We start from the raw sequence: 18,830 nt of genomic DNA, 5'->3' as shown, positions 1-18,830 counted from the left end.
GCGCCCTCCCGGGCGTCATAGCCCCTCGCTACTCCCCCATAGGCGAATTCTCCTTGATCCCCGTGCCGGATCCGGGGTTCAGTGACCCGGTGGCCGAGGGACGGAACTCCGTCCGGGGGTGGGACTCGTTGCGGCCCGGTCCCGAAGGAAGTGATGCATGAAGTTCGCACCCCGCTCGCTGCTCATACCCCTGCTCCTCGCGGGCGTGGCGGCGCCGCTCGCCGCCTTCCCCGCGGCCGCCGACCCGGGCGGCTCCGGGCACCAGGCCCCGCCGGTGGTCGGCGCGGGCGACGGCCCGGCCGACAAGGAGGCCGTCTCCGTCGTCAGACCGGGCGCGGACGGCAAGGTCACCCAGGTCCCGGTGGGCGGCGCCCGGCTCACGGGCTACGACGCCACCGGCGGGCACGCGGTCCTGACCGGCGCGCGGGCGTCCGACGGCGCCGGGAGCGGCGCGGGCACCCCCGCACAGCTCCGGGTGGGCGACGTGATCGCGAGCCCCGTCACCGCCGTCACCCCCCACGGCGCCCTGGTCAAGGTCACCGCGACCCACCCCGGCGCGGGCGGATCCGTGACGGTCGACACGGCCCCGGCCGACCTCACGGAAGCGCTCGGGGACGCCAAGGCCGACGTCCGTACCCCCCTGACGGCGGCCGACCTCAAGACCAAGCCGCTCACCCAGGGCGGCCACGTGTCCACCGGACCGTCCGACGGTCAGGGCATCCGGCTCGACGTGGACGTCCCCGTGCCGCCCGGCGTGAAGCCGACCGCCGGCCACTCCTCCGCACTCTCCGGCCACCTCGACCTCAAGCCGGAGATGCTCTTCTCGTACGAGCGGGCCCACTGGTACTCGGTCCAGCCGTCCAAGGCGGAGATCGGCCTGTCCGCCGACTACACCTACGAGGTCAAGGCCCACGCCGAGGGCTCCGCCTCGTACGACACCGGCCGCAAGCCGCTGCGCATCCCCGCGGCCGAGGTCGACGTCGACAAGACGGTCTGGCTCGGCCCGGTGCCGATCGTGCTCACCATGAAGGTCGACTACTTCTACGACGTCTCGGCCGACGGAAAGATCAGCGTCGACGCCGAGCAGCGCTCCACCGGCCGGCTCGAAGCCGGTGCCCGCTACGACGCGGACAAGGGCTGGAGCGCGCTCTCCGGGCCCGAGCCGGCCACCACGGGCACCCCGGCCCGCGTCGAGGGCTCGGCCACGGCGAAGGCCGGCATCGGCACCCACGCCCAGCTCGGCCTGTACGGGTCGGTGGGCGTCGCCGCCGACTTCATGCCGTACCTGAAGGCGACCGCGCACGGCGTGGCCGGGGACGGCAGCGCGCCGAAGACCGGCGCGGCGAAGGCGGACGCACCCCAGGGCGTCAACGGCGACTGGGCCGTCTACGCGGGAGCCGACCTCACCGGCTCGTTCTTCGCCAAGCTGGCCGTCTTCGGGGTGAAGGTCCTCGACCACACCTGGGAGTTCCCCAAGGTGACCTACGAGCACAAGCTGGCCGGCAGCGACTCCTGACCGGGACGCGGCCGCCGGGCCCCGGGGCTCACTCCTCCTCCAGCCAGAAGCCCGTCCGCTCCCGCCAGAGGTCGAGCAGCGGCACGTCGCCGGTGACCTCGACACGCCCGGCGGGGACGGGGCGCCGGTAGACGAACAGGAGCAGGTCGGCCAGCGGGCCGCGCACGGACGCCGCGGCGTCCGCCGTGATCCCGGCGGGGCGGGCGCGGCGCCAGGTCGCGGACGTGCCGGTCAGGTCGACCAGCCACTCCCCCGGCGCGTGGGCCGGGGCGTCCGTGGCGTGGAAGCGCAGGACGCGGCCGGGGCCGAGCAGACCCGGCGTGCCGGGGCCGGGGTCCACGGCCTCCGGCAGCACGCCGAACTCCATCCACTCGTCGAGCGCGTCCAGGGCGGCCTCGGCGCCGAGGGTGAACTCCACGCCGACGGCCAGGGCCGCGTCCGCGCGGTGCACTGCCGTCTCGTACGCCATGCGGCGGGCCCAGAAGCCGGACGTCCCGCCGGGTCCGGGGGTCCACACCGCCGCGCCGGGCCCGGCGGCGCGCAGTGCGTCCGCGAGCTGCCCGGCGCCCTCGGCGAGCCAGGCGCCGAGCTCGGCGGGGCCTTCGCCGGGGCGCTCGGGCGGATGGTTCACCTCGGTGTCGGGCACGGGCCGGGTGGCGCGGGTGCGTACGACCGTCGCGGCCCAGCGGTGGGTGGCACCGAGGTGCCGCAGCAGCCTGCCGAGGTCCCAGCCCGGGCAGGAGGGCACGGGCGACGCCGGGTCCGCGCCGGAGAGGTGACTTCTCAACAGGTCGGTCTGGGCGAGGATTTCCAAGCGGTGACGCTCGTACCGGTCAGGGCTCTCACGGCTCGAAGGGTTCATGGCGACCAAGGTAGCGAGGGGCGCGCGCCGACGCGGGCGGATTTCCGGCCGGGCCGGCCGGTCACCCGCCTCCGACCTGCGACGACCTGGCACAGGGGAGAGATCACTCGCGCGCGCTAGGGTGCGCGGGTGAGTCTTTGTGTCGTAGTGGGATTCGGGCCCGCCGGGGCGGCCACCGCCCGGCTGCTGGCCGGGCGGGGTCATACCGTGCGGGTCGTCACGAGGTCGGGCCGGAGCCCGGAGCCCTGCATCGAACACGTGGCGACGGACGCGGCGGACGGCGAGCGGCTGACCGAGGCAGCCCGGGGCGCGGCCGCGATCTACAGCTGTGCCGCGCCGCCGTACCACCGCTGGGCGAGCGACTGGCCGCCGCTGGCCTCCTCCCTCTGCGCGGCGGCCGAGGCGACCGGGGCCGTCCTGGTCATGCTGGGCAACCTCTACGGCTACGGCCCGGTGGACGGCCCCATGACCGAGGAACTGCCGCTCGCCGCGACCGGCGCCAAGGGGCGGGTGCGGGCCGCCGTCTGGGAGCGGGCGCGGAGCCTGCACGAGCAAGGTCGCGTCAGGGCGGTCGAGGTGCGGGCCTCGGACTTCTTCGGGCCCGGCGTGACCGACGGCGGGCACCTGGCCGGGCGGGTGGTGCCGCGGGTGCTGCGCGGCAGGCCGGTCGCCACGCTCGGGGACCCGGACGCCCCGCACAGCTGGAGCTATCTCCCCGACGTGGCCAGGGCCCTGGCCGAGGTCGCGGGCGAGGAGCGGGCCTGGGGGCGCGCCTGGCACGTCCCGACGGAGCCCCCGCTGTCCGTCCGCCGGATGGTCGGCCGGCTCGCCGACCGGGCGCACACGGGGCCGGTCGCGGTGCGCGGCACCCCGCCGGCCGCGCTGGGGGTCGCGTCGCTCTTCTCGCCGCTGCTCCGCGAACTGAAGGAGATCCGCTACCAGTTCGACCGGCCCTTCGTCATGGATTCGAGCGCCTACGAAGCCGAGTTCGCGGTACGCGCCACCCCCGTCGACGAGCAGGTCGGGGCGACGGTGGACTGGTGGCGCGGGCGAACGGCCACCGCGGGGTGACGCCGGGCCCCGGGCTTGTGACGCGCGCCGTTCCGCCCGGCGCGCCCGTGCGTGGACGGCGCCGTGAGCCGCGCCGCGGAAGACGCCGACGCCGCACGCCGCGGGCACGGGACGCGATGGACCGCGCCCCCACGCGGCCGCTGGACGTCCCGGCCCTGGCCCGGATCGCCCGTGTCCCGGAGGGTAGTTCGCGCGCCGCGACCCCTTAGGCGACCCCATCCGCCGCACCCGGCCCCGGTCCTGAGCGGAAGGGCCGCCCGGCTTCCGGCGCGCGCGGGTCCCGGGGCATGACCGTGACCACTCACCGGCAACTTAGGCTAACCTAAGCCCCCTTCGGTCGAACGGCTCACCGTATCCGCTTCTGAGGACGGTCACCATGCAGCGACAGCACAGTCAAGGCATACCGGGCACCGCGCGGACCCGCGACGGCCGCGAGCTGTTCTTCATGGAACACCCGGGGCCGGCGGACGGCGGTGGAAGGGCCACCGTGGTGTTCGAGGGAGGCCTGGCGTCGCCCCGCTCGTACTGGGCGCTCGTCCAGCGGGCCGTGGCCGGATCGGCCCGGGCGGTGGTCTACGACCGCAGTGGCCTGGGCCGCAGCGCCCCGGATCCGTCCGGCCGGCGCCACCTCGCCAGGCTCGCCGACGACCTGGGCGACCTGCTCGACCACCTCGGGCCGGGACCGTTCGTCCTGGTGGGGCACAGCTGGGGCGGCCCGGTCGTGCGCCTCGCCGCGGCGGCCCGGCCCGAACGGATCGCGGGTCTCGTGCTGGTCGACCCCACCGACGAGACCTGCGACCTGCTCTTCGAGCCTTCCATCCGCAGGCTGGAGAGGGTCCGCTACCGGGCGGCCCTGCTGCTGGCCCGCCTCGGGGTGTTCGGCCTCCTCTTCCGCAAGGTGACCGCCGCCCTGCCGCCCGACGCCGCCGCCGACATGCGCGCGGAGGCCTTCACCGTCGCGGCGGTGCGCACCATGGGGGCCGAACAGGCCCGCGTCGAGGCCGACCTGCGCGCCCTGCTCGGCCGGCCGCCGGGACTCGGCGACCTCCCCGTCACCGTCATCTCCGCGACCCGCCCCACCCCCGGCATGAGCGCACAGGCCCGGAAGGCCGTGAACGAGTCCCACGCCTACCGGGCGCGGCAGTCGCCGCGCGGACGGCACGTGCTGGCCCGGCAGGCCGACCACATGGTCCCCACGTCCGAGCCCGGCGTCGTCGTCACCGAGACGGAACGCCTGCTCGGCGCCCCGGCCGACCGCTCCCCGGAGCACTGAAGGGGCCGGACGGTCAGGGGCGGAACCGCCGGGACACGTCCCGCAGCGCCGCACTGAACCGGTCGATGTCGTCCCGGCCCGTGAAGAGCGCGGGCGTCACCCTGACACAGTCGCCCTTCACCGGCCCGCCGCGACGGACGGTGAAGATCTTGTACTCGTCGAACAGGTACCGCGCGATCGCGGTGTTGTCCGCCTCGGAGGTCCGTCCGGTGACCCGGAACGACGTGATCCCGCCGTACATCGCGGGTTCGTCGGGGGTGAGCACCTCCAGGCCGGGCAGGTCCCGGGCCGCGCGGACCCAGCGGTCGCGCAGATAGCGCAGCCTGGCCTGTTTGACGGGGCCGCCGCCCAGGGCCCGGTGGAAGTCCAGCGCCGTGGGCACGGAGAGCACGGGCGCGACGTCCATCGTCCCGGAGTGGACGCGTGAGCGGATGTCGGTGACCGGGTAGGTCTCGTCGGCGAAGACGGGGTCGATGTCGGCGAGGCGGCTCCGGCGGATGTGGAGGAAGCCCGTGCCGAGCGGCGCGCCCATCCACTTGTGCAGGGACAGGCCGACGAAGTCCGCGCCGAGATCGGGGAGGGCGAAGTCCAGCTGCCCCCAGGAGTGCGCCGCGTCGACGATCACATCGACGTCCCGCTCCCGGGCGGCGGCGACGATCTCGCGCACGGGGGTGACCAGGCCGGTGCGGTTGTTCATGTGGCTGAGCAGCAGCAGTCTGACGCGCGGGTGCGCGCGCAGCGCCTCGGCGTAGGTCTCCAGCACGGCCTGGCGGGTGGCGGGTTCGGGGACGGCGATGCGCACGATCCCCGCGCCACGGCGGTCCTTCAGCCAGTTCATGGCGTACTGCATGCTGTAGTAGTCGAGGTCGGCGTACATGACGTCGTCGCCGGGCCGCAGCCGGTTGTAGCCGCCGATGAGGTTCTGGAGCGCTTCGGTGCCGCAGCGGGTGAGGGCGATCTCCTCCGTGGGCACACCGGCGACGGCGGCCGTACGTCTCCTGATCTCCTCGGCCTCCGCCTTGTAAGTGGTCCGCAGGAGGTAGGAGTTGAGCGAGTTGAGACGCTCGACGTTACGGGCGTTGGCGCGGCGCACGACCTCCGGCATGATCCCGTAGTAGCCGTTCTCCAGGTTGACGAATTCCCGGCTCACCCGGTACTGCCGGGCGACCGCACGCCAGAACCCCTCGTCCCGGGCGACCTCCTCGGGCCGGGCACCGGCGGGGACGGCCAGCGGGGGCGATTCCTCCGACGCGCCCCGGGCCGCCGCGGGGATCGCGGCGACGGCGCCGAGCGAGGCGAGCACATGACGTCTGGGCAGAACCATCGAACAGCCTCCAGGGTGAGGAGTCGGTGGAGCGGGACCGCGTTCCAGAATCACAGGCGGCACGGCTTCGTGGGAGTGTCCGGACGACGGCGGCGCCACGCCCCCGCCCGGAGGGCGATCGTCCGCACGCCTGGGAGCGGGGACCGCCCGGCCTCCGGAGGCACGGGCACGGCGCCCGTTTGACTTGGAGCGCACTCCAGCACCTAGCGTCCTGAACTGATGATTCCGACATCAGGAGGCAGCAGCATGAACGACGTCCCCACCCGCCGCCTGGGTGACCTGACCGTCTCCGCGCAGGGCCTGGGGTGCATGGGCATGAGCCACGTCTACGGCGCCGCGGACGACGCGCAGTCGATCGCGACAGTGCACCGCGCCCTCGACCTCGGGGTGACCTTGCTGGACACCGCCGACTTCTACGGTGCCGGGCACAACGAGGAGCTGATCGGAAAGGCCGTCGCCGGGCGCCGCGACCAGGTGGTGCTGGCCACGAAGTTCGGCTTCGCCAACCGCCTGGGCGAGCCCACCCTCATCCGCGGCGACGCCGCCTACGTACGCCAGGCCTGCGAGGCGTCGCTGCGCCGGCTCGGCGTCGACCACATCGACCTCTACTACCAGCACCGCGTCGACCCCGACGTGCCGATCGAGGAGACCGTCGGCGCCATGGCCGAGCTGGTGCGGGAGGGCAAGGTCCGCCACCTCGGGCTGTCCGAGGCGGGCGTGGGCACCATCCGGCGCGCGCACGCGGTGCACCCGATCGCCGCGCTCCAGAGCGAGTGGTCGCTGTGGACCCGCGACCTGGAGGCGGAGACCGCCCCGGTCTGCCGCGAACTCGGCATCGGCCTGGTCCCCTTCTCCCCGCTCGGACGCGGCTTCCTCACCGGCCGTTACCACTCGGTCGAGGGGATGGCGGCGACCGACCTGCGGCGCACCCAGCCGCGCTTCGCCGACGGCAACCTCGAACGGAACCTGGCCGTCGTGGCGAAGCTCGACGAGCTGGCCGCGGCGAAGGGCGTCACCACCGGCCAGCTCGCCCTGGCCTGGGTCCAGCACCGGGGCGACGACGTGGTGCCGATCCCCGGCACCCGCCGGCAGCGCTACCTGGAGGAGAACCTCGCCGCCCTGGACGTGGAGCTGACCCCCGGGGACCTCGCCGCCATCGAGGCCGCCGCGCCGCCCGAGCGGATCGCCGGCAACCGCTACGACGCGACCGGCCTCAACCTCGTCGGCAATTGAGCCGCGCCGCTCCCGCCGGTGCCGCGGCACCGGCGGGAGCGGTCGAAGGCCCGGGCCGCGCGGCTCACTTCACCTCGACCTTGGCCTTCCACGGCACGATGATCAAAGGGCAGATGTGGCCGGAGTCGGGGCGGCACTTGCGGGTGACGCTGATCGTCGCGACACCCTCGTTCTTCGCGTGGAACACCGCGGAGGCGCTGCCTTCCGGTGTCGTGCGGCCCTCCGCCCGCCTGAGCACCACGGCGTCGCTGGTCTGCGGGACGTCCCAGGTGTACGTACGCGGCTTGTCGTAATAGCGGGCGAGGCGCACCTCGATGTCGGTACCGGGAGACACCTCCAAGGCTCTCCCGGCGTCGGCCTTCGTGAGCACCACGCGCTTGGCGGGCGCCTCGGCGGAAGCGGACCCCGCTGTCAGCGCCAGCACCGCGGCGAGCGGAGCGACCAGACACCTGACTGCTTTCACGGTTCTCCCTCAGGACTCCGACGTCATCACATACCGGGTCGGAACGACCCGCACCAGACTCCTCCCCGGAGCCCGAGGGGCGGGTGCGTTCAGTGGTAAGACCCCCCTTGTGGGTGGCAGGGCGTACACGCTGACCCCGGCGCGGTCAGCCGCAGCGCCCTGTCACCCGAGGCGACGGCGCCAGGTGGAGGTACCAGTCGGCCCCGTCCGGCATCCGCAGCACACACGGCGTCCAGCCGCGCGCGAACCCCGGCGCCCGCGGACCGCGGGCGGCGACGGCCACCGGCTCCGCCCGTACGCGCCGCAGCAGCTCGCCGACGGTGACGGAGGCGTTGTTGCCGCTCAGCGCCTCGGACGAGCAGCCCGCGTGGAAGGCGAGGGGGACGACCTCGGGGCCGACCAGCGTGCACGGCGGCCGCAGACCGGCCCGGTGCAGGAGCCCGGCGGCCCGCAGCGTGTCGGCGCGCAGGCGCGTCTGGTCCTCGGTCCTCCGCTGGAGCACCAGGTACTGGGAGACCAGGTGCAGGGCGAAGCAGACACCCAGCACCACGGCCACGGCCGGCCGCCGGCGCCGTCCGGCGCCACGGATCAGGGCCACGGCGAAGGCCGCGACGGGGACGGCGAGTTGGGCGTAGGCCGGCATGAGGAAGCGCGGCGCCGCGTAGTCGAGGAGGAAGAGGTACTGCGCCGACATCGCCACCGCGCAGGCCGCCGGCAGAGCGAGCACGGCCGTCCGCGGCGAACCGCGCCGGAGGCGGGCGGGCCGGCCGCGCCGGCGCCCGGCCAGGAGCAGGGCCGCGGCGGCCACGGCGGGCGTGGCGAGCCACCAGAGTGACAGCGGCGGGTAGTCCCAGGTGAGGTGGCAGGGGCGGCACAGCAGCGGCCCGTTCAGGGCGCGCAGGTGCATGCCGAGGGTGTTGGTCCACCCCATGCCGCCCTGGACTCCGCTGCCGTCCCGCAGCCGGGCCAGCGGCCCGTCGAAGCGGGTGTACGCCTCGGCGAGCCACGGCACCAGTCCGGCGGCCAGGCCGCCCGCCACGGCGGCCGCCGGCCGCCACCGGCGCCAGGAGGGCGTCACCACCACGGCCGTGAGCAGCGCGAGCGCGAGGAAGACCGCGTCGGGCGGGCGCGTCGACGCGGTGAACGCCACGCTCACCGCCACGGCGATCACGCCCCGCCGCCCGGGCCCGGTCACGGCCCGCAGGAACCATCCCGTCGCGGCCGTCGCCCCGTAGGCCACGTAGAGGTTCGGCATGACCTCGCCGGCGTAGAACTGCACGACCCACAGGCCGGCGAAGGCCGCGGCCGCCACCGCCGTCACCGCGTCGCCGGCCAGGCGGCGCCACGGCCAGAAGGCCACCGCCAGACCGGCCGTGGCGAGCGTCACCATCCAGGCCCGCAGCACCACCACGGACGCGCTGAGCAGCACCGCGGGCGCGGCCAGCCAGCTGATGCCGCGGGCCCGCGGCGCGCTGAAGTACGCGGCCGGCACCCGGGGGCTGACCTGGCTCACGTACACGGCCTCGTCCCAGCCGAGCGGCAGCCGCAGCGGCATCACCGCCAGCTGGACCACGGCGAAGGCCACCGCCACCCACACCAACGGCGCGGGCCCGCGCCACCGGCGGGCTCCCCTCGTGGCGGCGCGGAAGGCGTCGGCCCCTTGTCGCGCGGCCGGGCCGGCGGCGCGTTCCCGGTCGTCCGCGACCTGGCGCCCGACGTGATGCACCACGCCCTCCTCGCCCACGCGGAGTGGTCACGGTCGGTTCCACACTAAGTTCCCCGCGTCACACGCGCACCGCGGGCAGCTCGGGGGGCCGTCGCCCGCCGCCGGCGGGACAGGCGGGAGGGAAGGCGTCAGGCCTGGCCGGGACCGGGCGTCCGCGACTGTTCGCCGGGGGTGCGCAGGCACGGCAGCTCGACCTCGAAGAGGGCTCCGCCCTCCGGGGCCCGGCCCACCGAGATCCGGCCGCCGTGCCGGCGTACGACGTCGCGGGCGATGGCCAGGCCCAGGCCCGCGCCTCCCTCGTCACGGCTGCGCGCGTCGTCGAGCCGGACGAACCGTTCGAAGACGCGCTCCCGCTCGGCGGCGGGCACGCCCTCGCCGTCGTCGCCGACGGACAGCACGACCCGGTCGCCCTGTCCGCTCAGGGTCACGGACACCCGCGAGGCGGCATGCCGTTGGGCGTTGTCGAGCAGGTTGCCGAGCACGCGGGTGAGCCGGGAGGCGTTGCCGGGCACCGTATGGCTCTCGCCGGTGATCCGCACGCCGGGCGTGATCCGGTCGGTCGCCGCCCGCTGGACCAGTTCCGCGCGTACCAGCCGGGCGAGGTCCACGGTGCCCGCGTCGGCGCCGTCGCCGGCGTCGAGCCGGGCGAGCAGCAGCAGGTCGGCGGCGAGTGTCTGGAGGCGGATCACCTCTTCGAGGAGCCCGTCGGTCTCCAGGAGCCCGGGGTGGGCGTGGGCGACCTCCAGCTGGGTGCGGAGGCTGGCGATGGGGTTGCGCAGTTCGTGGGAGGCGTCGGCGACGAAGCGGCGCTGTCGTTCGACGGAGGTCTCCAGGGCGGCCAGGGTCTGGTTGGTGGTCGCGGCCAGGCGTGCCACCTCGTCCCGCGAGGCCGGTTCGGGCACGCGGCGGCTCAGGTCGTGGCTGGAGGTGATCTCGGCCATGCGCGACCGGATGGCCTCGACGGGGCGCAGCGCGCGGCGGGTGACGAGCCAGGTGACGGCGGCGATGACGAGGAGGAGCAGGGGCAGGCCGATGAGCATGGCCCGGGTGACGGAGGTGATCGTCTCCTCTTCGTCGTCCAGGGGGGTGGCGGCGTAGACGGTGTAGGTGCGGCCGTCGTACGTGGTGGCGTGGACGGAGGCGAAGCGGTACTCCGCCTTCTCGTCGTCGACGGTGACGGCGAGGGTCTTGTGGCCGGTGTCGGTGGCGACCTGACCGCGGCGTGGTGGCCCGTCGTGGTCGTCCCGCTCGTCGCCCTCGTCGTCGTCGCGCTCCGGATGATTCCGCGTGGCCGCGGGGGCGGGGTCGTACGTGGTGAGGGGCCCGCGTCCGCGCAGCGGCTCGCTCGCGGCGAGGACGCGGCCGGCGCCGCCGACGATCTGGACGAGCTGGTCGTCGTCCTCGGGCAAGGGGGCTTCGCCGAAGCGGCCGTTGAGGGCCGCCTGGGAGCCGGCGACCGTGCGGGCGCGGACCTCGGACTGCAAGGACACCCGGTCCGTCAGGTCTCCGCGCAGCACGCCGACGACGGTGATCCCGGCCGCCACGAGGGCCAGGGCGACCACGACCGTGGCGCCGAGGGTGGCGCGGGCGCGCACGGAGGCGAACGGCCTAGACACAGGAGCCACCGTCGGTGGCGAGCCGGTAGCCGGCGCCGCGGACCGTGGTGATCGAGCGGCGTCCGAAGGGGATGTCGAGCTTGCGGCGCAGGGTGCGGATGTAGACCTCGACGATGTTCGGGTCACCGTCGTAGGCGAAGTCCCAGACGTGTTCGAGGATCTCGGCCTTGGAGACGACCTGTCCGGCGCGCAGGGCGAGCTGTTCGAGGACGGCGAACTCCCGCGCGGTGAGCGGCACCTCCGTGTCGCCGCGCCGCGCCTGCTTCGCGTCCGGGTCCACCGTCAGGTCCCCCAGCCGCAGCACCGGGGTGCCGGCGCGGGTGCGGCGGCGCAGCAGGGCGCGGATCCGGGCGACGAGCACGACGTAGGAGAACGGCTTGGTGAGGTAGTCGTCGGCGCCGGTGTCAAGGCCCTCGGCCTCGTCGTACTCGCCGTCCTTGGCCGTCAGCATCAGGATCGGGGTGTCGTCGCCGGCCGCCCGCAGGGTGGCGCAGACGCGGTAGCCGTTCATGCCGGGCAGCATGATGTCGAGGACGATCAGATCGTAGGCGGTCTCGCGGGCCCGGTGCAGGCCGTCCAGGCCGTCGTGGACGACGTCGACGGCGAAGCCCTCGGCGGTCAGGCCCCGGGCGAGGGTGGTGGCCAGCCGTTTCTCGTCCTCCACGATCAGCAGTCGCATGCCTTCAGCGTGGCAGAGCGAACCTGAAGAAGGTTTCAGCTTTCTTCAGCGGGCGTTCAGGAAGCCTTCGGCACCGTGAGGACAGCAATGACGACCGGCCCCGCCACCGGCGGCCGGATCTCCGCAGACGAGAGGGACTGTTCTCATGAATCCGCAGCTCAAGCGCGTACTGACCGGCCGCCGCCGCACCCTCGCCGCCGTCCTGGCCGCGACGCTCCTGCTCGGCGGCGCGGGTGCCGCGACGGCCGCCGCCCTCACCGAGGACGGCCGCGGCGACACCCCCGTCGTGTCCTCCATCAGGGCGGACGAGCGCCACGACGACGATCACGACGACGACCGTGCCGAGCACCTCGCGCTCCTGAAGAACGCGAAGGTCGACGTCCGGCAGGCCACCGACGCGGCGCTGAAGAGCGTCCCGGGCACCGTCGTCTCCGCCGAGCTGGACGACGACCACGGCCGCGCCGCCTGGGAGGTCGAGATCGTCGACGGCAAGGGCACCGAGCACGACGTCACCGTCGACGCCGCCGACGGCAAGGTCACGGCGGACACGGACGACGACCAGGACGACTGACCTCGCGGGCCGGCCGGGCGGCGAGCCCAGGAGACCCAGGTCACATCCGTCCATGTCACAGGGGGTCGGGCCACCTCGTCTCAAGGGGTGTAGCCACTGACGACCTCGAAGGAGCACACCATGGACGCGCGACTGAACTTCTTCGCCGCCCCGACCGCCGGCAAGGCCCTGAAGCACTTCATGGCGCTGGGCAAGCTGCTCAAGGACTCGACGCTGCCGGCCGCCACGCAGGAGCTGGTGGCGCTGCGCGTGAGCCAGATCAACAGCTGCGCCGTGTGCGTCGACATGCACACCAAGGAGGCGGCCGCCGCCGGTGAGACCCCCCTGCGGCTGAACCTGGTGGCGGTGTGGCGGGAGGCCACGGTCTTCACCGAGGCCGAGCGTGCCGCGCTGGAGCTGGCCGAGGAGGGGACCCGGGTCGCGGACGCGGCCGGCGGGGTCGGTGACGAGGTGTGGGCGCGGGCCGCCGAGCACTACGACGAGGATCAGCTCAGCACCCTGGTGATGCTCATCTCCCTGATGAACACGTTCAACCGGCTGAACGTCATGACCCGGCAGCCGGCCGGCGACTACGTCGCCGGGCAGCTGCGCTGACGGCGTCGGCGACCGGCTCCGGGCCGCCGGCGCCGGGGACGTACCCTGGCCTGCCGGTCACCCGGATGATCATCGGAAGGATGCCCGCACCGGCGAGTACGGCCTGGTGGGGGCTTCAGGGGGAAAGGATTTCGCGTGAGCAAGGTCGAGGAGTTCGAGGAGCTGCGGCCGCTGCTGTTCTCGATCGCCTACCGGATTCTCGGCAGTGTGGGTGAGGCCGAGGACGCGGTGCAGGAGACATGGCTGCGCTTCGACGGCTCGGCGACCCGGCCCACGTCGACCAAGGCCTTTCTGTCGGCCGCGGTGACACGGATCTCGATCGACGTGCTGCGCTCCGCCCGGGTGCGGCGCGAGGAGTACGTGGGCCCGTGGTTCCCCGAGCCGCTGCTCACCGACCCTTACGAGGATCCGGCGCGGTCGGTGGAGCTGGCCGACTCGGTGTCGATGGCGGCGCTGCTGTTGCTGGAGCGGCTCAGCCCGCTGGAGCGTGCGGCGTTCGTGCTGCGGGAGGTCTTCGGCTTCGGCTTCGACGAGGTCGCCGCGGCGGTGGGGCGGTCGGAGGCGGCGTGCCGGCAGCTGGTGGTACGGGCGCGGCGGCACATGGCGGCCGGGCGGCCGCGCTTCGAGGCGGCCCGTCAGGAGCGGGAGGAGCTGGCGGCGCGGTTCTTCGCCGCCCTCCGCGAAGGGGACGTCACCGGCCTGCGGGAACTGCTCGCCGCCGATGTGTCGATGGTCGGCGACGGCGGCGGCAAGACCCCGCAGCTGGCCAGGGCCGTCGTCGGCGCCGGGAAGGTGGCCCGGCTGCTGGCCGCCGTCTTCCCCCGGCTGGCCCTGGTCGAGGTGACGTGCACACCGCACGAGGTCAACGGCCAGCCGGGCGCGATCTTCCGCGACCGGGACGGCAAGGTGCTCCACGCCTTGGCCCTCGATGTGCTCGACGGGCAGATCCAGGCGATCCGCGCGGTGCTCAACCCCGACAAGCTCGGGCACCTGGGCCCGGTCGGGGACGCCTGGGCGACCCACTACGAGGTACGGCGGGTGGGCCGGCCCACGGCATAGCCGCGGGACCGGCCGCACAGCTAACGCCTGCCGGTGCCTCAGCGGCGTTGCCGGCAGCAGCGCTTCGCCTGCCGGGGAGGTGACGAGGGAGACGGCTGGGGAGCGCCCGTACCGCACGGGCGCTCCCCGGCCGAGGTCAGCGGGGCGGCCGACGGTCCCGGAAGGTTCACGGCCGCGACCGGCTTCGCGCTCAGCCAGTGGCGGCGCCGAACCACTTCGGCAGCTCGCCGAGCAGGTCCGCCTGGTCCTCGCCGACCCAGGCCACGTGGCCGTCGGGCCGCAGCAGCACGGCGGGTACGTCCAGTTCCTCGCTGATGTCGACGACGTGGTCGACCCGGTCCGCCCAGCCCTCCACGGAGAGCATTCCGGTCCGGTCGAGCAGCAGGCCGCGGCCGTCACGCATCAGCTCGTAGAGACGCCCCTGCTTCAGCTGGACGTCCCGCAGGCGGCGGCCGAGCAGTTCGTGGCCCTCGCCGAAGTCGTAGCGGACGTCGATCGCGGTGATCATCTCGGTCACGTACCGGTTCACGGCCTCGAACTTCAGCAGCTCCGCGAACAGCTCCTTCAGCGCCGTCGCCCCCGCGTCGGTGCCCAGCAGCACGCCCTGCGCGCGGGTGTTGGACACCACGCGGGCACCCACCGGGTGCCGCTCGGCATGGTAGGTGTCCAGCAGGCCCTCCGGTGCCCAGCCGTTGACCTCGGCGGCCAGCTTCCAGCCGAGGTTGAACGCGTCCTGCACACCGAGGTTGAGCCCCTGCCCGCCGATCGGCGGGTGGATGTGCGCCGCGTCTCCGGCCAGCATCACCCGGCCGACCCGGTAGCGCTCGGCCTGCCGGGTGGCATCGCCGAACCGGGACAGCCAGCGCGGCGAGTGCGCCCCGAAGTCGGTGCCCGCGACCTCCCGCAGCCGCTCCTTGAACTCCTCCAGGGTCGGCGCCGCACGGTCCTCGGCCACGCCGTCGGCGGGCACGATGACGCGGTACACCCCGTCCTCGCCGGGCACGGTGCCGAACCGCGTCTCGGTCTTGGCGACCTCGGCCGTCACGGCGGCCACCGTCGCCGGATCGGCGGTCAACTCCAGCATGCCCAGCAGCGTCTCGACCTTGGCGGGCTCACCGGGGAAGCCGACGCCGAGCAGCTTGCGCACCGCGCTGCGGCCGCCGTCGCAGCCGACGACATAGCGCGAGCGCAGCCGCGTGCCGTCGGCCAGCTCGACGGTCACCCCGTCCTCGTCCTGGCTCAGCCCGGCCACCTCGCAGCCGCGCCGCACCTCGGCACCGAGTTCGGCGGCGCGCTCGGCCAGCACCCGCTCGGTGACCGGCTGCGGCATGGCGAGGCCGTACGGGTGGGCGGTGTCCGCCTGCTCCGGCCACGGCGTGGGGAAGGCGGCGAAGGGGCCGCCGACCGAGAACGGTTCGCTGACCGCGCGGAAGCGCTCCAGCATGCCGCGCTGGTCCATCACCTCGACGCTGCGCACGTGCAGACCGCGCCCGCGGGACTCCGCGGTCGGCTCGGTCAGCTTCTCCAGCACGACCGTGCGCACCCCGGCCAGTCGCAGCTCGCAGGCCAGCATCAACCCGGTCGGTCCGCTGCCGACGACTATCACGTCGATCATCAAGAAAATCTCATTTCACAGTTCTGGCTTCGACCGGTGATTCTGCGTCATGACCGGGGCCTTGCCGCAAGCCCCCTTGTGCGCTATAAGTTGAGAGTGGCAAGGAGCGGTGCGCTCCTTGCCTTTGTCTTTGTGCCTTGGCTTTTGCGCCTTGTCTCTTGCCTCTTGTCTTTTGTGCCCTGTCTCTTGCCGCTGCCCGCTGTCCGCTCAGGCGGCGTTCGGGCCCACGTCCGCGGCCGTGAGGGGGCGCCGGACCGGAGCCGCCGTCGTGTACTGGTCCGCGCCGACGTCACGGGCGCCGCCGCGCGGGTGGCCGTCGATGTCCTCGGTGACGGACCGGCTCTTCAGCGTCGCCGCTCCGATCGCGGGGCTGCCCGCCGACAGCCGGAACACCCCGTCGGACTCCTGCCGGAGCAGCGGGTCGACGCGGCGGAATCCGCCGGAGGGGATGTTGCCGTCGGACGCGGCGCCCCACAGGATGTTGCCCTGCCAGGTGAAGCCGGAGCTCTTCCCCATCGCGACCAGGCTGCCGGCGCTCGCGACCAGGAGGTTGTCGGCGACGACCACGTCCTGGGGCGCGTGGTCACGCCCCTCGCCCGAGAGCGTCCCGGCGTTGCCGGCCAGCGTGTTGTGCACGATCACCGCGCGGTCGCACGCGTCGTTGCCCCGCCTCTCCGCCTTCGACTCGCCGGTGTGGTGGTCACGGGTGGTGCCGCTGCCGATCACGAGGGCGCGGCCGGACAGGCCGCCGAGGTAGTTGTTGACGACCAGATGGTCGTTGCCGTAGACGCGGATGCCCTCCTTGCCGCCGAGCAGGTAGTTGCCCTGCACGGTGGAACCGTTGCCGTGCCGCAGCACGATCCCGCCACGGCTGTCGCGGACGGTGTTGTACTGGACGGTGTTGCCCGAGGTCTTCACCGAGACGGCCTCGGGGTCTCCGTCGCACTTCTCGAACAGGTTGTGCTCCACGACCGCGTTCGCGACGAGCAGCGCCCGGGCGCTGTCGCCGAGCCGGACGGCCTCTCCGCCGTTGTCGCCGGCGAAGCTGTGGCGGGAGAAGTGGTTCCTGAGCAGGGTCAGGTTCTGGGCGACGGTCTTGTCGTCGGCGCCGTCGAGGACGACGAAGATGCCCTCGGTGGTCCTGTCGTGGAACCGGTTCCGGTCGATCTTGACGTCGTCGCCGCGGACGACGACCCAGTCCAGGCCGCTGACATCGGCGAACTTGAAGTCGTTGCGGGTCAGCCGGATGCGCGAGGAGTTCGCCGGGATCTCCAGCGTGCTGCTCTGCCGGAAGGCGAAGCCGCTGACGACGATGTTGCTCGAACCGCTGAAGACGAAGCCGCGCTCGCCCTGGAGCACCGCGCCGCCACGGGACTCCGCGACGATGGTGATCGGCGCGTCGCCGGTGCCGTTCTTCCCCGAGACACGAAGGGCGCCCCCCGACGGGACGGTGTACGTGCCGTCGGCCACGACTATCCGGTCGCCGGGCACCGCGCGGTCGATCGCCTTCTGGAGGGCGTCCAGGGAACTCACCGTCACCGGGGCGGCCGAGGCGCCGAACGGTACGGCGGCGAGCCCGGCGGCGCCCAGCAGGGTGCCGGTGAGGAAGGTACGTCTTTTCATGATGGCTCCTGAGAGAACGGATATGTACCGAGCCGATCCTTGTGCCCCACCGTGATGTTGCGCAATGCCTGACGTTCCGTAATAGCGGAGCCATATATTCCACTATTACGGGCGGCGGATCCGGCGCTCTGTTGCGCAGGAGTGGACCGGAGTACCTTCCGCCCCATGGGGATACGCACGCGGAACACCCGCATGACGGACAGTTCGCTCGTGACCACGGCCGCGGGCCGCCCCCTCGGACGAGCCGGCCGGTTCCGGCCCCGAGGACGCCCGTCGGCGACGGCCCTCGCCACCGGCCTCGCCACCACCGCGCTCGCCCTGACACTCGTCCCGGCGCCCGTACAGGCCGTCCCCGCTCCGCCCCGCACCGGATTCGAGCTCAGCCACGGGGCCCGCTGGACCACCCAGGACGAGGAACAGCGCCTCCTGGCCGCCCTCGGGTCGAGCGACCGCGTCTCCGTGCACCGCATCGGCACCACGCGGCAGGGCCGGCCGCTCCAGCTGGTCCGCGTCGGTCCCGCCCACCGCACCGCCGGGACCCTGCTTCTCACGTGCAGTCAGCACGGCGACGAACCCGCGGGCCGGGAAGCCTGCCTCACCCGCGTCCGCGACCTCGCCCACGCCACGGACGCGGCCACGCGGCGCTTCCTCGAACGCACCACCGTCCTGGTCGTCCCCACCGCCAACCCCGACGGCCGCGCCGCCGGCACGCGCACCAACGCGGACGGCGTCGACATCAACCGCGACCACCTCGCCCTCAGGACCGCCGAGAGCCGTGCCCTGGCCGCCGTCATCCGGGACCACCGGCCCGACATCGTCTACGACCTGCACGAGTACGGCGCCACCCCGCCGTACTACGACAAGGACCTGTTCGACCTCTGGCCGCGCAACCTCAACACCGACCCGCGCGTGCACCGGGAGGCACGGACCCTCTCGGCGGACCACGTGCGCCCCACCGCCCGCGACGCCGGGCACAGCACGGGCACCTACGGCATCTGGACCGACCCGGTGACCGGCGAGCCCGTCAAGCAGGTAGCCGGCGACGGGCAGGAGCGCATACTGCGCAACACCGCCGGCATCAAGCACGCGGTCGGCCTGCTCATCGAGAGCCGCGTCGACCCGGCGACGGAAGCGGAGAAGGCGGACCCGGCCCTGAACAACCGGCGCCGGGTGCGCTCCCACCTCGCCGCGCTCGACGGGACGCTCGCCTTCGCGGACGAGCGGCGCGGGCACATCGTCGCGGCCACGGCCGCGGCGCGCCTCAAGGGCCTCGCCGACCGCGGCCCGGTCCACCTCGGCGGCGCCGACAACGAACCCGCGCCGCCCGGCCGGACCCTGACCGACCCGCCCTGCGCCTACCGGCTCACCGCCGGGCAGTACGCGGACACCCGGGACGAGCTCGCCCTGCACGGCGTCCGGGCCGTCCCCTCCCCGGCGGGCGGCGCGCTGGTCCCGCTGCGCCAGCCGCTGCGGTCCCTGGTGCCACTGCTGCTGGACGCCAGGGCGTCGTACGCGCTCACCGCCGCCGAGCCCGTCGACCACTGCTGAAGCGCGGCCGACTCGAAAAATATGGCGAAATTTCGTCTTGTGCCCGGCCGTCCCGAC

The 18,830-nt window shown here is 73.7% G+C and carries 16 protein-coding genes; 8 read left to right on the top strand and 8 right to left on the bottom strand.

From position 1 onward, the window contains the following. The first annotated feature begins 157 nt into the window (after nucleotides 1-157). Nucleotides 158-1,516: a hypothetical protein gene (locus SMD11_RS30785; RefSeq protein ID WP_087929556.1), complete on the top strand. Its 1,359-nt coding sequence runs from the start codon at nucleotides 158-160 to the stop codon at nucleotides 1,514-1,516. A 28-nt stretch (nucleotides 1,517-1,544) separates the two neighbouring features. Here the strand turns inward: SMD11_RS30785 and SMD11_RS30780 are convergent, their stop codons facing one another. Next, the gene (locus SMD11_RS30780) at nucleotides 1,545-2,378 is read right to left on the bottom strand and encodes a maleylpyruvate isomerase family mycothiol-dependent enzyme (RefSeq protein WP_087930832.1); all 834 of its coding nucleotides are present in this window, start codon (nucleotides 2,376-2,378) and stop codon (nucleotides 1,545-1,547) included. 129 nt (nucleotides 2,379-2,507) lie between these two features. Here SMD11_RS30780 and SMD11_RS30775 point away from each other — a divergent pair, with 129 nt between their 5' ends. Both SMD11_RS30775 and SMD11_RS30770 read left to right on the top strand, forming a co-directional pair. Then, the gene (locus SMD11_RS30775; protein ID WP_087929555.1) at nucleotides 2,508-3,449 is read left to right on the top strand and encodes an NAD-dependent epimerase/dehydratase family protein; all 942 of its coding nucleotides are present in this window, start codon (nucleotides 2,508-2,510) and stop codon (nucleotides 3,447-3,449) included. Between the two features lie 376 nt (nucleotides 3,450-3,825). Further along, nucleotides 3,826-4,722 (top strand): alpha/beta fold hydrolase, encoded by an 897-nt coding sequence (locus SMD11_RS30770; protein WP_087929554.1) that lies wholly within the window; start codon nucleotides 3,826-3,828, stop codon nucleotides 4,720-4,722. 13 nt (nucleotides 4,723-4,735) lie between these two features. On the opposite strand, the gene SMD11_RS30765 is transcribed toward SMD11_RS30770, so the two are convergent. Next, a complete protein-coding gene (locus SMD11_RS30765) occupies nucleotides 4,736-6,046 on the bottom strand; it encodes an aminotransferase class V-fold PLP-dependent enzyme (RefSeq protein ID WP_087929553.1) in 1,311 nt (436 codons plus the stop codon). Between the two features lie 246 nt (nucleotides 6,047-6,292). Between SMD11_RS30765 and SMD11_RS30760 the strand changes: the two genes are divergently transcribed. Beyond that, nucleotides 6,293-7,279, top strand: a complete 987-nt coding sequence (locus tag SMD11_RS30760) for an aldo/keto reductase (protein WP_087929552.1) — start codon at nucleotides 6,293-6,295, stop codon at nucleotides 7,277-7,279. A gap of 64 nt (nucleotides 7,280-7,343) precedes the next feature. Here SMD11_RS30760 and SMD11_RS30755 read toward each other — a convergent pair whose 3' ends face one another. The 4 genes from SMD11_RS30755 to SMD11_RS30740 all read right to left on the bottom strand — a co-directional run bounded on the left by SMD11_RS30755 (nucleotide 7,344) and on the right by SMD11_RS30740 (nucleotide 11,763). Then, the gene (locus SMD11_RS30755; protein ID WP_159395408.1) at nucleotides 7,344-7,742 is read right to left on the bottom strand and encodes a hypothetical protein; all 399 of its coding nucleotides are present in this window, start codon (nucleotides 7,740-7,742) and stop codon (nucleotides 7,344-7,346) included. Between the two features lie 145 nt (nucleotides 7,743-7,887). Next, nucleotides 7,888-9,468 carry a hypothetical protein gene (locus tag SMD11_RS30750; protein WP_234366240.1) on the bottom strand — a complete coding sequence of 527 codons (1,581 nt, stop codon included), beginning with the start codon at nucleotides 9,466-9,468 and terminating at the stop codon, nucleotides 7,888-7,890. 128 nt (nucleotides 9,469-9,596) lie between these two features. Then, a complete protein-coding gene (locus SMD11_RS30745) occupies nucleotides 9,597-11,084 on the bottom strand; it encodes a sensor histidine kinase (RefSeq protein ID WP_087929549.1) in 1,488 nt (495 codons plus the stop codon). Next, nucleotides 11,077-11,763, bottom strand: a complete 687-nt coding sequence (locus SMD11_RS30740; protein WP_087929548.1) for a response regulator transcription factor — start codon at nucleotides 11,761-11,763, stop codon at nucleotides 11,077-11,079. Before SMD11_RS30740 ends, SMD11_RS30745 begins: the two co-directional genes overlap by 8 nt. Nucleotides 11,764-11,908: 145 nt before the next feature. Between SMD11_RS30740 and SMD11_RS30735 the strand changes: the two genes are divergently transcribed. The 3 genes from SMD11_RS30735 to SMD11_RS30725 all read left to right on the top strand — a co-directional run bounded on the left by SMD11_RS30735 (nucleotide 11,909) and on the right by SMD11_RS30725 (nucleotide 13,987). Beyond that, nucleotides 11,909-12,334, top strand: a complete 426-nt coding sequence (locus SMD11_RS30735) for a PepSY domain-containing protein (protein WP_087929547.1) — start codon at nucleotides 11,909-11,911, stop codon at nucleotides 12,332-12,334. A 120-nt stretch (nucleotides 12,335-12,454) separates the two neighbouring features. Beyond that, nucleotides 12,455-12,928, top strand: coding sequence for a carboxymuconolactone decarboxylase family protein (locus tag SMD11_RS30730; RefSeq protein WP_087929546.1), 474 nt, complete (start codon nucleotides 12,455-12,457; stop codon nucleotides 12,926-12,928). Between the two features lie 135 nt (nucleotides 12,929-13,063). Then, nucleotides 13,064-13,987, top strand: a complete 924-nt coding sequence (locus tag SMD11_RS30725) for an RNA polymerase sigma-70 factor (RefSeq protein ID WP_087929545.1) — start codon at nucleotides 13,064-13,066, stop codon at nucleotides 13,985-13,987. 190 nt (nucleotides 13,988-14,177) lie between these two features. Here SMD11_RS30725 and rox read toward each other — a convergent pair whose 3' ends face one another. Beyond that, complete coding sequence (gene rox / locus SMD11_RS30720; RefSeq protein ID WP_087929544.1) at nucleotides 14,178-15,602, bottom strand: rifampin monooxygenase; 1,425 nt, start codon at nucleotides 15,600-15,602, stop codon at nucleotides 14,178-14,180. Nucleotides 15,603-15,809: 207 nt separating this feature from the next. Further along, nucleotides 15,810-17,225 (bottom strand): polysaccharide lyase 6 family protein, encoded by a 1,416-nt coding sequence (locus SMD11_RS30715; protein ID WP_087929543.1) that lies wholly within the window; start codon nucleotides 17,223-17,225, stop codon nucleotides 15,810-15,812. 165 nt (nucleotides 17,226-17,390) lie between these two features. Here SMD11_RS30715 and SMD11_RS30710 point away from each other — a divergent pair, with 165 nt between their 5' ends. Beyond that, nucleotides 17,391-18,773 carry a M14 family metallopeptidase gene (locus SMD11_RS30710; protein WP_234366239.1) on the top strand — a complete coding sequence of 461 codons (1,383 nt, stop codon included), beginning with the start codon at nucleotides 17,391-17,393 and terminating at the stop codon, nucleotides 18,771-18,773. The last annotated feature ends 57 nt before the right edge of the window (nucleotides 18,774-18,830 follow it).

The sequence above is a fragment of the Streptomyces albireticuli genome (genome assembly GCF_002192455.1).
Classification (GTDB): domain Bacteria; phylum Actinomycetota; class Actinomycetes; order Streptomycetales; family Streptomycetaceae; genus Streptomyces; species Streptomyces albireticuli_B.
This window is presented reverse-complemented; position numbering and strand designations above follow the sequence as displayed.